11 protein-coding genes, 1 pseudogene and 1 CRISPR repeat array are annotated in these 13,313 nt (G+C 68.9%); of the genes and pseudogenes, 4 read left to right on the top strand and 8 right to left on the bottom strand.

What is annotated here, in order from left to right; genetic code table 11:
* Positions 1-674: 674 nt before the first annotated feature.
* The gene (locus tag C667_RS13605; RefSeq protein WP_245538473.1) at positions 675-1,049 is read right to left on the bottom strand and encodes a Uma2 family endonuclease; all 375 of its coding nucleotides are present in this window, start codon (positions 1,047-1,049) and stop codon (positions 675-677) included.
* On the opposite strand from C667_RS13605, the gene C667_RS13600 reads away from it, so the two are divergent.
* Positions 1,039-1,737 carry an aspartate/glutamate racemase family protein gene (locus C667_RS13600; protein ID WP_004365705.1) on the top strand — a complete coding sequence of 233 codons (699 nt, stop codon included), beginning with the start codon at positions 1,039-1,041 and terminating at the stop codon, positions 1,735-1,737. The two genes, C667_RS13605 and C667_RS13600, sit on opposite strands and share 11 nt — an antisense overlap.
* A gap of 125 nt (positions 1,738-1,862) precedes the next feature.
* Here the strand turns inward: C667_RS13600 and C667_RS13595 are convergent, their stop codons facing one another.
* From C667_RS13595 to C667_RS13580, 4 genes are all read right to left on the bottom strand, one after another.
* Positions 1,863-2,273 (bottom strand): DUF4332 domain-containing protein, encoded by a 411-nt coding sequence (locus C667_RS13595; RefSeq protein WP_004365703.1) that lies wholly within the window; start codon positions 2,271-2,273, stop codon positions 1,863-1,865.
* A gap of 120 nt (positions 2,274-2,393) precedes the next feature.
* Positions 2,394-3,182, bottom strand: a complete 789-nt coding sequence (locus C667_RS13590) for a UDP-2,3-diacylglucosamine diphosphatase (protein ID WP_039921563.1) — start codon at positions 3,180-3,182, stop codon at positions 2,394-2,396.
* A 68-nt stretch (positions 3,183-3,250) separates the two neighbouring features.
* On the bottom strand, positions 3,251-3,745 hold the full coding sequence (locus C667_RS13585; protein ID WP_004365699.1) for a peptidylprolyl isomerase: 495 nt from the start codon (positions 3,743-3,745) through the stop codon (positions 3,251-3,253).
* Between the two features lie 80 nt (positions 3,746-3,825).
* The gene (locus C667_RS13580) at positions 3,826-4,413 is read right to left on the bottom strand and encodes a peptidylprolyl isomerase (protein ID WP_004365697.1); all 588 of its coding nucleotides are present in this window, start codon (positions 4,411-4,413) and stop codon (positions 3,826-3,828) included.
* 278 nt (positions 4,414-4,691) lie between these two features.
* Between C667_RS13580 and cysS the strand changes: the two genes are divergently transcribed.
* Together cysS and C667_RS13570 are read left to right on the top strand one after the other, a co-directional pair.
* The gene (cysS, locus tag C667_RS13575; protein WP_004365696.1) at positions 4,692-6,077 is read left to right on the top strand and encodes a cysteine--tRNA ligase; all 1,386 of its coding nucleotides are present in this window, start codon (positions 4,692-4,694) and stop codon (positions 6,075-6,077) included.
* A gap of 127 nt (positions 6,078-6,204) precedes the next feature.
* Positions 6,205-6,630: a hypothetical protein gene (locus C667_RS13570; RefSeq protein ID WP_004365693.1), complete on the top strand. Its 426-nt coding sequence runs from the start codon at positions 6,205-6,207 to the stop codon at positions 6,628-6,630.
* 239 nt (positions 6,631-6,869) lie between these two features.
* Here C667_RS13570 and dnaJ read toward each other — a convergent pair whose 3' ends face one another.
* From dnaJ to grpE, 3 genes are all read right to left on the bottom strand, one after another.
* On the bottom strand, positions 6,870-7,994 hold the full coding sequence (dnaJ, locus tag C667_RS13565; RefSeq protein ID WP_004365692.1) for a molecular chaperone DnaJ: 1,125 nt from the start codon (positions 7,992-7,994) through the stop codon (positions 6,870-6,872).
* Between the two features lie 96 nt (positions 7,995-8,090).
* A complete protein-coding gene (gene dnaK / locus C667_RS13560; RefSeq protein WP_004365690.1) occupies positions 8,091-10,025 on the bottom strand; it encodes a molecular chaperone DnaK in 1,935 nt (644 codons plus the stop codon).
* 116 nt (positions 10,026-10,141) lie between these two features.
* Positions 10,142-10,765 carry a nucleotide exchange factor GrpE gene (gene grpE, locus C667_RS13555; RefSeq protein ID WP_004365686.1) on the bottom strand — a complete coding sequence of 208 codons (624 nt, stop codon included), beginning with the start codon at positions 10,763-10,765 and terminating at the stop codon, positions 10,142-10,144.
* A gap of 181 nt (positions 10,766-10,946) precedes the next feature.
* A CRISPR array of direct repeats spans positions 10,947-12,064; the repeat unit is 36 nt; unit sequence GCTTCAATGAGGCCACGGCTGATCGCCGTGGATGAC.
* Positions 12,065-12,896: 832 nt separating this feature from the next.
* On the opposite strand from grpE, the pseudogene C667_RS13550 reads away from it, so the two are divergent.
* Positions 12,897-13,313, top strand: a pseudogene (locus tag C667_RS13550) (IS21 family transposase); the annotation flags it as partial.

The following is a 13,313-nucleotide window of genomic DNA, read 5'->3' as shown; positions in this document are numbered from 1 at the left end:
TAGGAGCGCCGGCAGGCGCGAACAGGGCGCCGAAAACCTGCGACTCCGCCGCCACCCACGCGTCCCTGTTCGCGCCTGCCGGCGCTCCTACAGGGGCGGCGGGGGCGAAGCGGCTTTCGCGCTACAGAAACCGCCACGCGTCCCGGACCTCCTGTAGGAGCTGCGGCAGCTGCGAATGGAGCGCTTCGGCGACCGCGGCGCCCGAAGGACCCCGGATGCCGCTTTCGCGCCTGCCGGCGCTCCTACAGGGGACGGCGGGGGCGGAGCGGCGTTCGCGCTACGGAAACCGCCACGCGTCGCGGACCTCTTGTAGGCGCTGCGGCAGCTGCGAATGGAGCGGTTCGTCGACCGCGGCGCCGGAGGGAGCGCGGACGCCGCTTTCGCGCCTGCCGGCGCTCCTACAGAAACCGCCACGCGTCCCGGACCTCCTGTAGGAGCTGCGGCAGCTGCGAATGGAGCGGTTCGTCGACCGCGGCGCCGGAGGGAGCCCGGACGCCGCTTTCGCGCCTGCCGGCGCTCCTACAGCAACCGCCACGCGCCCCGGACCTCTTGTAGGAGCTGCGGCAGCTGCGAATGGAGCGGTTCGTCGACCGCGGCGCCGGAGGGAGCGCGGACGCCGCTTTCGCGCCTGCCGGCGCTCCTGCATGGAGCGCAGTGGCTCCGCCAACACCAGGTCACCGCTCCGGTCGAGCCTCCTCGTTCAGGTCCTCGAACGCCTCCGCCGGCGAAAGCGTCATGTCCACGCTCTCCAGGCGCAGCGCCGGCCCGTCCCCCTCGCTCTCGAGCAGGATCCAGTGCCCGGCCTCGCGCCGGTGCAGCTCCAGGCGGCGCTGATCGACGTCGACCAGCAGGCATTCGCGCAGATCGGCCAGCTTGCGATAAGCGACGAACTCGATGCTGCGGTCGCAGGCGGCGGTGGAGCCCGATAACACCTCCACCACCAGGCGCGGATGTTCGATCGCCAGCTCGGCGCGGCTACGTCGCGCTCGCCCCCCGGTGGCATCCTGTGCACTCCCCATCCTCCAGGAGTCGCACCCCATGAAGACCATCGGCCTCCTCGGCGGCATGAGCTGGGAATCCACCGTGCCTTACTACCGCCAGATCAACGAAGCGGTGAAGGCCCGCCTCGGCGGCCTGCACTCGGCCAGGATCGTGCTGTACAGCGTCGACTTCGCCGAGATCGAGCGCCTGCAGCACGACGGCGACTGGGATGCCGCCGGCGCCGTGCTCGCCGGGGCCGCGCAGGCGCTGGCGCGCGCCGGAGCCGACTTCATCGTGCTGTGCACCAACACCATGCACAAGGTGGCCCCGGCCATCGAGGCCGCGACGAACATCCCGCTGCTCCACATCGCCGACCCCACCGCAGCCGCCATCCGCCGCGCCGGCCTGTCCCGCGTCGGCCTGCTCGGCACGCGCTTCACCATGGAGCAGGCCTTCTACCGCGGCCGCCTGGCGGAGCGCCACGGCATCGAGGTGCTCGTCCCCGAGCCGGACGACCGCGAACGCGTGCATCGCGTGATCTACGAGGAGCTCTGCCTCGGCCGCGTCGAAGACGCCTCGCGCGCCGCCTACCGCGAGGTGATGCGCCGCCTGGTCGAGCGCGGCGCGCAAGGCATCGTCCTCGGCTGCACCGAGATCTCGCTGCTGGTGGCGGCGCAGGATGCGAGTGTGCCGCTGTTCGACACCACGGCGATCCATGCCGGGGCAGCGGTGGAGATTGCGCTCGGGAAGGGGTAGATGTCCCCTGCGTGCGCCCGGCCAACTGCTACCGTCCGTTGTGCGGGTTTGGCCCCCTCGGTCTTCACTGCTGGTTTGCCCTTGCGGGGCGGCCGTCCCCCACGCCGCCCCTCGTGAAACCCCGATCAGTACTCCAGCACCCTCGGCAGCTCCTTCGCCTGCTCGACCCACTTGGCGACGTCGGCCTCGGGCGGGACGCGGCGGGTGAGCTTCTTCTCCGCGTTCACCTGGGCCAGCGTCGCGGCCAGGTTGGCCGGGGCACGGCGGGCGAGGGCGGGGACGGTGTCCACGCCGGCGGCCTCGAGGAGCTGGGCGTAGTCGGAGCCGACGCCGTGGATGCGGTAGAGGTCGGCCATGTTGGCGAACTTCAGCACCTGGGCGGTGGAGAGGCCGGTGGCCTCGGCGAGCTTGGCGCGCGCCGAGGGCGTGGTGCTCGCGGCGAGCAGGGCGTCGGTGTCCTTGACGCCGGCTTCGCGGAACTTCTTGCCGGTGACTTCGCCGATGCCTTCGATGTCTTCGATCTTGTAATTCGCCATCCTGCAGCCTCCTGTGGGCGTTGAACGAGTGGCCCGGTCCCGGCGCCGGGGTGCTCCATGGAGACGCCCGGCGCCGGTCCTGGCACTTCGATCTTAAGCCCGGAGGGCGGCAGCGGTGCGTTAAATCCTGACGGCATCGCCCGATTCGGGCGTGAAGTCGCGGCCGTCCCAGTGCAGCCAGCAGGCGTGGCCGCGCCAGTCGGGCAGCACGCGGCGCACGCAGTCGCGACCGTCCACCGTGAGGCGGTGGCTGGCGGGGCGGTGGGTGTGGCCGTGCACCAGGGTGGGGTAGCCGTGTTCGCGCAGCAGCGTGGCGACCGCGTCGGCGTTGACGTCCATGATCTCCATGGCTTTCTCGGCCTTGGCGGCCTCGCTCTTCTGGCGCAGGCCGGCGATGAAGGCCTTGCGCGCGGCAAGCGGCTGGGCGAGGAAGCCGGCCTGCCAGGCGGGGGCGCGCACCTGGCGGCGGAAGGCCTGGTAGGCGAGGTCGTCGGTGCACAGCGCGTCGCCGTGGGCGAGCAGCAGCACCGGGGCGGCGTCGGTGCCGTCTTGGTCGTCGTGATCGCCGAAGCGCACGCGCGCTGGATCCTCCAGCAGGGTGGCGCCGATCGCGCGGGCGAAGTCCGCGCCGGCGAGCAGGTCGCGGTTGCCGGTCATGAAGAAGACCGCGGTGCCGGCGTCGGCGAGCGCGCGGATCGCGGCGGCCATGCGCGCGTTGAAGGGGGTCTCGAGGTCGTCGTCGCCGGCCCAGTATTCGAACAGGTCGCCGAGGATGAAGAGGCTGGCCGCCTCGCGCGCCGGGCCTTGCAGGAAGGCGAGGAAGGCTGCGACGTTGGCGGGCTCGTCCTCGGTCAGGTGGAGGTCGGAAATGAACAATGCCGGAAGCGCCGCGCGGGCGGCTTCCGGCATCGTGGTGGCGACCCCGCCCGGCCGAGCCGGGGCGGAAGCCGCTTGCGAAGGGTCGCGCGCGGGCACGATCAGACGACTTCGGCGCGCTCGATGATCACGTCTTCCTTCGGCACGTCCTGGTGGAAGCCGCTGGAGCCGGTCTTGATCTTGCGGATGGCATCGACCACGTCCATGCCCTCGCTGACCTTGCCGAACACACAGTAGCCCCAGCCCTGCAGGTCGGGCGAGGTGTGGTTGAGGAAGGCGTTGTCGGCGACGTTGATGAAGAACTGCGCGGTGGCCGAGTGCGGAGCCTGGGTGCGCGCCATGGCGATGGTGCCGCGGTCGTTCTTGAGGCCGTTGTCGGCTTCGTTCTTGATCTGCTCGCCGGTGGCCTTCTGCTTCATGCCGGGCTCGAAGCCGCCGCCCTGGATCATGAAGCCGTCGATGACGCGGTGGAAGACGGTGTTGTCGTAGTGGCCGGCCTCGACGTAGGCGAGGAAGTTGGCGACGGTGACCGGGGCCTTCTCGGCGTCGAGTTCGAGGGTGATGACGCCGTGGTTGGTGTGCAGCTTGACTGCCATGCGGATTCTCCTGGGGTGGATCTGGCGTGGGCCCGGCGGGGTGGCCGCCGGGCGGTGGGGTTGGGTCTTGCTCTGAAGGCTTACTTCGCGGGCTTTTTCGCCGGCGCGGCGGTACCGACCACGCTGGCGCTCTCGACGACGATGGCCTCGACCGGCACGTTCTGGTGGAAGCCGCGGTTGGCGGTGGGCAGCTTGGCGATCTTGTCGACCACCTCCATGCCCTTCACGACCTTGCCGAACACCGCGTAGCCCCAGCCGTCGCGCGAGGGGTAGTCGAGGAAGGTGTTGGGCGCCAGGTTGATGAAGAACTGCGCGCTCGCTGAATGCGGGTCGGAGGTGCGCGCCATCGCCAGCGTGCCGCGCTCGTTCTTGAGGCCGTTCTTTGCCTCGTTCTCGATCGGGGCGCGGGTGGCCTTCTGGTTCATGTTCGCGTCGAAGCCGCCGCCCTGCACCATGAAGCCGTCGATCACGCGGTGGAACACGGTGCCGTCGTAGAAGCCGTCCTTCACGTACTGCACGAAGTTCTCGGCGGACTTGGGCGCCTTGTCGGCGAAGACCTCGACGACGATGTCGCCCTGGCTGGTCTTGAGTTCGACCGTCGGGTTGGCGGCGAGCGCCGGGAAGGCCAGGCTGGCTGCGGTGGCGAAGGCAAGCAGGTGTCGTTTCATGGAGGCTCCTGGGATGGGGCGGAAGGGTGGCCGCGGCGATGTCCGCTGCGGGCGTCGCCTGCGATTCCGATGCACGCCGGGCGATGGGGCCGGGGCGTGGGCGAGGAGGGTGCCGGGGGCTGCGTGCTATACTCGCGCGCTTGCGTGGGCCTGCCCGAAACGCGGAATCGAAGCGCTTTTCAAGCGCCGAATTCTAGCAACAAGGCCCCCCCCTCACAATCGAGCCGCCGCCCGCGTCGATCCGACGGCCGGCCTCCCGTACCGATCCGCCCGCACCGATGCTCTCCATCTACAACACCCTGTCGCGCAGCAAGGAAGCCTTCACGCCCATCGAACCCGGCAAGGTCCGCATGTACGTGTGCGGCATGACGGTGTACGACTTCTGCCACCTCGGCCACGCGCGCGTGATGGTGGTGTTCGACATGGTCGCGCGCTGGCTGCGCGCGAGCGGGCTGGACGTGACCTACGTGCGCAACATCACCGACATCGACGACAAGATCATCCGTCGCGCGCAGGACAACGGCGAGAGCATCCGCCAGCTCACCGACCGCTTCATCGCCGCGATGCACGAGGACGCCGACGCGCTCGGCGTGCTGCGCCCCGACCACGAGCCGCGCGCCACCGACTACGTCGCGCAGATGCAGTCGCTGATCTCGCGCCTGGAGCAAAAGGGCCTGGCCTACGTCGCCGCCAACCGCGACGTGTGCTACGCGGTGCGCAAGTTCAAGGGCTACGGCAAGCTGTCGGGCAAGTCGCTCGACGAACTGCGCGCCGGCGAGCGCGTCGATGTGGCGCAGGACAAGAACGACCCGCTCGACTTCGTGCTGTGGAAGCACGCCAAGGTCGAGGAGCCGGGCGAGGTGAAGTGGGCGTCGCCCTGGGGCGAGGGCCGGCCGGGCTGGCACATCGAGTGCTCGGCGATGAGCTCCGACCTGCTCGGCGACCACTTCGACATCCACGGCGGCGGCATGGACCTGCAGTTCCCCCACCACGAGAACGAGATCGCCCAGTCGGAAGGCGCGCACGGCCACGCCTTCGTCAATTACTGGATGCACAACGGCTTCGTGCGCGTCGACGACGAGAAGATGTCGAAGTCGCTCGGCAACTTCTTCACCATCCGCGAGGTGCTGCAGAAGTACGACCCCGAGGTGGTGCGCTTCTTCATCCTGCGCGCGCAGTACCGCAGCGCGCTCAACTACTCCGACGCCCACCTCGAGGACGCCCGCAACGCGCTCACCCGGCTGTACACCGCGCTGAAGAACGTGCCGGTGGCCGGGGCGCCGGTGGTCGACTGGAGCGAGCCCTTCGCGCAGCGCCTGCGCGCGGCGATGGACGACGACTTCAACACCGCCGAGGCGGTGGCCGTGTTGTTCGAGCTCGCCAACGAGGTCAACCGCAGTGCCGCGCCGGTGCTCGCGGCGCAGTTGAAGGCGCTCGGCGGCGTGCTCGGCCTGCTCGGGCGCGAGCCGCAGGCCTTCCTGCAGGCCGGCGCGCCGGACGCGGGCGGGCTGGATGCCGACGCGATCGAGGCCCGCATCGCCGAACGCGCCGCCGCCAAGAAGGCGAAGAACTTCGCCGAGGCCGACCGCATTCGCGCCGAGCTCACCGCCGCCGGCGTGATCCTCGAGGACGGCGCCGGCGGCACCACCTGGCGCCGCGCCTGAGCGCTCTGTCGACGGCGTGCGGAACGCAGCGATCGCGCATCACGGCCGCGCCGCCGTCTCGCCTCGCGGTGCCCCGCCCGGCCGAACCGAACCCAACCGACCCGAACCTGCACAAGGAACCCCGCACATGATCATCACCGGCTTCCAGAGCCTGCTCGACGCCGCCCGCCAGCAGCCCGAACCGCAGCGCCTGCTGCTCGTCTTCACCCGCGCCGAGCTCCCCGAGAAGGCCACCGCCGAGCAGCGCGCCAAGTTCGAGCAGGGCGAGGGCGGCGCGCTGGTGCCGGTGATGTACGTCGACAAGAAGCCCGACGAGCTGCAGAGCTTCGACGAGCTGGTCGAGGAGTCGCGCCACACCGGGCAGAGCTGGGACATGATGTTCGTCGGCTGCCTGAGCGGGCAGGGTGGGCGCGAGCCGGACGACGACACGGTGCAGAAGGCGCTCGAGACCATGATCATGTCGATCCAGGGCGGCATCGTCGCCCACCTGCTGGCCTACCGCCCCAACGGCGAGCAGGTCTGGCTGCCCGACCAGGCCGAAGGCCTGGCCTGAGGGATCGGGCTGCTCGCCGAGCGCCGGACCGCCCCATTCGCGGCTGCCGCCGCTCCTACAGGGAGGCCGCGACGGTTTCTGTAGGAGCGCCGGAAGGCGCGAACCCGGCGGTTGGGGTCGAGACGCACGTCGTTTCCGGATAGCCCCATTCGCGGCTGCCGCCGCTCCTACAGGAGAGCCGCGACGGTTCTTGTAGGAGCGGCGGCAGCCGCGAAGCCTTGCCCGCCGCGCTACCCGTCTCAGCCGCCGAAGAAGTCCCGCACCTTGTCCATCCAGCCCTGCGCCTTGGGGTTGTGGCGGGTGGCGTTGCCGCTGGAGATCTCCTCGAACTCGCGCAACAGCTCGCGCTGACGCTCGGTGAGGTTCACCGGGGTCTCGACCACCACGTGGCACATCAGGTCGCCGTGCACATGGCTGCGCACGTTCTTGATGCCCTTGCCGCGCAGGCGGAAGACCTTGCCGCTCTGTGTCTCGGCGGGGATCTTGAGCCGTGCCATGCCTTCGAGCGTGGGGATCTCGATCTCGCCGCCGAGCGCCGCGGTGGTGATGCTGATCGGCATCTCGCAGTGCAGGTCGTCGTGGTCGCGCTCGAACACCGCGTGCTTGCGGATGTGGATCTCGACGTAGAGGTCGCCCGGCGGGCCGCCGTTGAGGCCGGGCTCGCCGTGGCCAGCGTGGCGCAGGCGCATGCCGTCGTCGATGCCGGCGGGGATCTTGACCTCGAGCGTCTTCTGCTTCTTGGTGCGGCCGGCGCCGCCGCAGTCGCGGCAGGGGTCGGGGATGATCTTGCCGCTACCGTGGCACTTCGGGCAGGTCTGCTGGATCGAGAAGAAACCCTGCTGCACGCGCACCTGGCCGTGGCCCTGGCAGGTGGGGCAGGGCTTGGGGTGGGTGCCGGGCTTGGCGCCGCTGCCGTGGCAGGTGCCGCACTCCTCGACGGTGGGGATGCGGATCGTCTTCTCGGCGCCGCGCGCGGCCTCTTCCAGCGTGATCTCGAGGTTGTAGCGCAGGTCGGCGCCGCGATAGACGTTCGAGCGCCCGCCGCGTCCGCCGCCGCCGAAGAGGTCGCCGAAGATGTCGCCGAAGGCGTCGGAGAAGCCGTCGAAGCCCTGCGCGCCGGGGCCGGCGCCCATCGACGGGTCGACGCCGGCGTGGCCGTAGCGGTCGTAGGCGGCCTTCTTCTGCGGGTCGGAGAGCATCTCGTAGGCCTCCTTGGCCTCCTTGAAACTCTCTTCCGCTTCCTTGTTGTCCGGATTGCGGTCCGGGTGGAACTTCATGGCCAGCTTGCGGTAGGCCTTCTTGATCTCGTCGTCGCCGGCGTCGCGGTTGACGCCGAGGACTTCGTAGTAATCCCTTTTGGACATGGTGCTTCGCTCAGTCTGGTCTCAAGCAAAGGCCGAGCCGGCACCGGAGCGGGGCTCCGGCGGGGCTCGGCCGCGAAGGGTTCGCCAGAGTGACGATTACTTCTTGTCCTTCACTTCGGTGAATTCGGCATCCACCACGTCGGCGTCGTCGGCCTTGCCGCCGGCCTGCTGGCCGCCCGCGCCGGCACCCGGCTGGCCGCCGCCTTCGGTCTGGGCCTGGGCGTACATCTGCTCGCCGAGCTTCTGCGCGGCCATCGCCAGGGCCTGGCTCTTGGCCTCGATGCTGTCCTTGTCGCCGCTCTTGATGGCCTCTTCGGCCTCCTTCATCGCGGCCTCGATCTTGGACTTCTCGTCATCCGCCAGCTTGTTGCCGTACTCGGTCAGCGCCTTGCGGGTCGAGTGCACCAGGGCGTCGCACTGGTTGCGCGCGTCGACGAGCTCGTGGGCCTTCTTGTCTTCCTCGGCGTGCGCCTCGGCGTCGCGCACCATGCGCTGGACCTCGTCGTCCGACAGGCCGGAGTTGGCCTGGATCTTGATCTTGTTCTCCTTGCCGGTGGCCTTGTCCTTGGCCGACACGTGCAGGATGCCGTTGGCGTCGATGTCGAAGGTGACCTCGATCTGCGGCATGCCGCGCGGCGCCGGCGGGATGTCCGACAGGTTGAACTGGCCCAGGCTCTTGTTGCCGGAGGCCATCTCGCGCTCGCCCTGCAGCACGTGGATGGTCACGGCCGACTGGTTGTCGTCGGCGGTCGAGAACACCTGCGAGGCCTTGGTCGGGATCGTGGTGTTCTTCTGGATCAGCTTGGTCATCACGCCGCCCAGGGTCTCGATGCCCAGCGACAGCGGGGTGACGTCGAGCAGCAGCACGTCCTTGACCTCGCCCTGCAGCACGCCGCCCTGGATGGAGGCGCCGACGGCGACGGCCTCGTCCGGGTTGACGTCACGGCGCGGCTCCTTGGCGAAGAACTCCTTCACGCGGTCGATGACCTTGGGCATGCGGGTCTGGCCGCCGACCAGGATCACGTCGTCGATGTCGGTGACCTTGAGGCCGGCGTCTTTCAGGGCGATGCGGCAGGGCTCGATCGAGCGCTCGATCAGGTCCTCGACCAGCGACTCGAACTTGGCGCGGGTGATCTTGATCGCCAGGTGCTTCGGACCGTTGGCGTCGGCGGTGATGTAGGGCAGGTTGATCTCGGTCTGCTGGCCGGAGGACAGCTCGATCTTGGCCTTCTCGGCGGCTTCCTTCAGGCGCTGCAGCGCGAGCACGTCGTTCTTGAGGTCGACGCCCTGCTCCTTTTTGAACTCGGTGACGATGTAGTCGATGATGCGCTGGTCGAAGTCCTCGCCGCCCAGGAAGGTGTCGCCGTTGGTGGCCAGCACTTCGAACTGGTGCTCGCCGTCGAGGTCGGCGATCTCGATGATCGAGATGTCGAAGGTGCCGCCGCCGAGGTCATACACGGCGATCTTGGAGTCGCCCGGCTTCTTGTCCATGCCGAAGGCGAGCGCGGCCGCGGTGGGCTCGTTGATGATGCGCTTGACTTCCAGCCCGGCGATGCGGCCGGCGTCCTTGGTGGCCTGGCGCTGGCTGTCGTTGAAGTAGGCCGGCACCGTGATGACGGCCTCGGTCACTTCCTCGCCCAGGTAGTCCTCGGCGGTCTTCTTCATCTTGCGCAGGATCTCGGCGGACACCTGCGGCGGCGCGATCTTCTTGCCGCGCACCTCCACCCAGGCGTCGCCGTTGTCGGCCTTGGCGATGGTGAAGGGCATCATGGCGATGTCCTTCTGCACTTCCTTCTCTTCGAAGCGGCGGCCGATCAGGCGCTTGATCGCGAACAGGGTGTTCCGCGCGTTGGTGACGGCCTGGCGCTTGGCCGGCGCGCCGACCAGGATCTCGCCGTCTTCGGCGTAGGCGACCACCGACGGGGTGGTGCGCGCGCCTTCGGAGTTCTCGATGACCTTCGGCTTGCCGCCTTCCATCACGGAGACGCAGCTGTTGGTGGTGCCGAGGTCGATGCCGATGATCTTGCCCATGAGAGTTCCTTTTCAGTCTGGATTCGGGAGGCGCGGCCTGTGGCGCGCCGGTCTGGTTCGAATATGGGGCGGGCGGACGCGCTTTCAAGCGCGCCGCGGGAATTTGCCTGCGGGTCTTACTGGGCCTTGCCCTTGGAGACCATCACCATCGCCGGGCGGATGACGCGCTCGCTGAGCAGGTAGCCCTTCTGCAGCACGGTGACGACAGTGTTGGGCTCGGCGTCGGCCTCGACCATGCTGATCGCCTGGTGCTTGTTCGGGTCGAACTTCTGCCCGAGCGGGTTCTCCTCGGCAAGCTTTGCGCCCTCGAAGGCGGAGATCAGCTGCTTGAGCGTGAGCTCGACGCCCTCGCGCAGCTTGTCCACGGTCTGGTTCTCGGTCGCGAGCGCGGCCTCCAGGCTGTCCTTGACCGGCAGCATCGCGGTGGCGAACTTCTCGGCAGCGAATTTCGACGCCTTGGCGATGTCGTCCTGCGCGCGCCGGCGCAGGTTCTCGGTCTCGGCCTTGGCACGCAGCCAGGCGTCGTGGTGCTCGGCGGCCTTCAGCTCGGCCTGGCGCAGCACCTCCTCGAGGCTCGGCATGCTGTCGATGCCGTTCTCCGGCGCGGTGTCGGCCGCCGCGGCGGCGGCCTGGAGGTCGAGCTCCGGGCCGCTCTGCGCGGGCTGCTGCGCGCCGCCCTGCGCGGCCTGCTCCGCCGGCTGGTCGGTGGGGTTCTGGCTGGCCTGGTTCGGGTCCTGCATGTCGGTTGGCTCCGTGTTGTAATGCGAAACAGACGGGTACTTGGGGGCGGCCGGGGGCGGTTCAAGAGGCTTGGGTGAAAAATCTCCGGGATGGCTCTGCGGGCGAGGGGTTTCGGCGAGGCGACGGGTGATTGCCGAAGATGGCCGGCATGGCGTGGATGTATGAGCGCTACGCGAGGGAGCTTCAATGAGGCCACGGCTGATCGCCGTGGATGACGAGCTCGCGGAAATGGTGATCGGCAACACCTGGACGCTTCAATGAGGCCACGGCTGATCGCCGTGGATGACGCGAGGGGCGAGGCTGGGAAGGTTGGGAAGGTTGGGCTTCAATGAGGCCACGGCTGATCGCCGTGGATGACCGGCCAGCGTGGCCTCGTAGTGGTCGCGCAGCTCGGCGCTTCAATGAGGCCACGGCTGATCGCCGTGGATGACCGCATGAGGCTGTATTCCGGACCGAGGCGTCGCCGATGCTTCAATGAGGCCACGGCTGATCGCCGTGGATGACGCCGCGCGAGCTGCAGGCGGCGTTCGTCGCCTACGCCGCTTCAATGAGGCCACGGCTGATCGCCGTGGATGACGCTGCGCCTCGGTGAGCAGGGGACCGTAGCGATCGAGCTTCAATGAGGCCACGGCTGATCGCCGTGGATGACCTATGTCGCGGGCACCGACTACAACGTCGACCTCGTGCTTCAATGAGGCCACGGCTGATCGCCGTGGATGACCGCCCGCGGTGGATGTACTTGCTCACCTGTCCTGCGGCGCTTCAATGAGGCCACGGCTGATCGCCGTGGATGACTCCGCGATCGCAATCAAGGACCAGCCCTGCCAGTAGCTTCAATGAGGCCACGGCTGATCGCCGTGGATGACGCCGTCGCGTACTTGATCTGCTTCGCGCCCTGCGCGCCGCTTCAATGAGGCCACGGCTGATCGCCGTGGATGACGCCTCGGCACGGGTGTCGAAGGGGTCGCCGTTTGAGCTTCAATGAGGCCACGGCTGATCGCCGTGGATGACCGCCGAGGCCGCTTTCGCCATCGCCGAGGCCATCCGGCTTCAATGAGGCCACGGCTGATCGCCGTGGATGACGGAACTGAAAGACCTACAACTTTGGCTGCAGATCACGCTTCAATGAGGCCACGGCTGATCGCCGTGGATGACACCGTCGGCAGCCCCCGCGCCCGCTTCTACACCATGCTTCAATGAGGCCACGGCTGATCGCCGTGGATGACCCTGAGCGGCGAGCGCGTCGCCGACAAAGCCAGATAGCTTCAATGAGGCCACGGCTGATCGCCGTGGATGACACGTCGAGAATCCCCTACGCCAAGTGTTAACGGCGGTCGATTCCCGCACAAATCCGGCGTCCACCGCCGGCACGGCACAGCATGACCTTGATCTGGTGAGCGGATAGCGGCTGTTTGCTTGATGGGGTCAGGGGCGTTGGAAGGCGCCCGTAGGGCAACTGGAAACGCCCCTGACCCCGGCGCGCCGATGGCGGGCGGGGTGTTCGTACAATCGGGAGGGAGGGCGTTTGGCACCCGAGTGGCCGATGCGCGCACAATCGGGCTCGGCCTGTGGCAACGCAGGCGCGACACCGGCTCAAACCGCCAAGTCATCCCCAGTGTCGCGCCCCACACCCGCGCAAGGCTGCGCGGTCGTTGCGCCCGTAGTCTTTCACGAAGTGGGCGCTGGCGTCGAGTCTCCCACGGGCCTCAAGGCCCATGGAGTCGACCGGACGACGCTATCTCTGTGCCGCGTGCCGCGCGGCAGTGCTGATCTGCAGCCACTGTGATCGGGGGCAGCGCTATTGCGCCGCCGGCTGCGCCCAGCGTGCCCGCGCGGCCTCGCTGCGGGCAGCCGGCACGCGCTACCAGGCGAGCTTTGCGGGGCGCCTGGCGCACGCGCAACGCCAGCGCCGCTACCGCGCGCGACGCCAGGAAGTGACGCATCAGGGTTCCCCGCCGCCGGCCCCGCCTGTTGAAGTAAGGACCGCGCCGACCGTGCCCGAGTCCGTACCGTCCGCGAGCGGGCAGTGCCACCTGTGCCACCGTGTGCTGTCCCCGTTCGTGCGTCAGGACTTCCTGCACTCCCCGGTTCGGCGCCCCTGTCCGCGATCCGAACGGAGTCCGCCCCGCCATGGCCCTGTCCCCTGAACACGAAGCGCAGATCCTGCGCTACTACCACGCCGAGCGCTGGCGCATCGGCACCATCGCCGTGCAGCTCGGGCTGCACCGCGACACCGTCGCGCGCGTGCTCGCCCAGGCCGGCCTGCCCCGGCACGGCCCCGTGCAGCGCGCCTCGGCGATCGACCCCTATCTACCCTTCCTCCACGAGACGCTCGCGCAGTTTCCGCGCCTTACGGCCGCGCGGCTCTACGACATGGCGCGCGCACGCGGTTACCCCGGGCGCCCCGATCACTTCCGCCACCTGATCGCCCGCCACCGCCCGCGCCCGAGCGCCGAGGCCTATCTGCGGCTACGCACCCTGCCCGGCGAGCAGGCCCAGGTCGACTGGGGGCACTTCGGGCACCTGACGATCGGGCGCGCGCGCCGT

Origin of the sequence: Thauera phenylacetica B4P (assembly GCF_000310225.1) — a bacterium.
Classification (GTDB): domain Bacteria; phylum Pseudomonadota; class Gammaproteobacteria; order Burkholderiales; family Rhodocyclaceae; genus Thauera; species Thauera phenylacetica.
This window is presented reverse-complemented; position numbering and strand designations above follow the sequence as displayed.

Excerpts from the sequence above, each read along its gene's own strand:
- C667_RS13600 (WP_004365705.1), top strand. The coding sequence starts at position 1,039 with ATGAAGACCATCGGCCTCCTCGGCGGCATGAGCTGGGAATCCACCGTG.
- C667_RS13605 (WP_245538473.1), bottom strand. The coding sequence starts at position 1,049 with ATGGTCTTCATGGGGTGCGACTCCTGGAGGATGGGGAGTGCACAGGAT.
- C667_RS13595 (WP_004365703.1), bottom strand. The coding sequence starts at position 2,273 with ATGGCGAATTACAAGATCGAAGACATCGAAGGCATCGGCGAAGTCACC.
- C667_RS13590 (WP_039921563.1), bottom strand. The coding sequence starts at position 3,182 with ATGCCGGAAGCCGCCCGCGCGGCGCTTCCGGCATTGTTCATTTCCGAC.
- C667_RS13585 (WP_004365699.1), bottom strand. The coding sequence starts at position 3,745 with ATGGCAGTCAAGCTGCACACCAACCACGGCGTCATCACCCTCGAACTC.
- C667_RS13580 (WP_004365697.1), bottom strand. The coding sequence starts at position 4,413 with ATGAAACGACACCTGCTTGCCTTCGCCACCGCAGCCAGCCTGGCCTTC.
- cysS (WP_004365696.1), top strand. The coding sequence starts at position 4,692 with ATGCTCTCCATCTACAACACCCTGTCGCGCAGCAAGGAAGCCTTCACG.
- C667_RS13570 (WP_004365693.1), top strand. The coding sequence starts at position 6,205 with ATGATCATCACCGGCTTCCAGAGCCTGCTCGACGCCGCCCGCCAGCAG.
- dnaJ (WP_004365692.1), bottom strand. The coding sequence starts at position 7,994 with ATGTCCAAAAGGGATTACTACGAAGTCCTCGGCGTCAACCGCGACGCC.
- dnaK (WP_004365690.1), bottom strand. The coding sequence starts at position 10,025 with ATGGGCAAGATCATCGGCATCGACCTCGGCACCACCAACAGCTGCGTC.
- grpE (WP_004365686.1), bottom strand. The coding sequence starts at position 10,765 with ATGCAGGACCCGAACCAGGCCAGCCAGAACCCCACCGACCAGCCGGCG.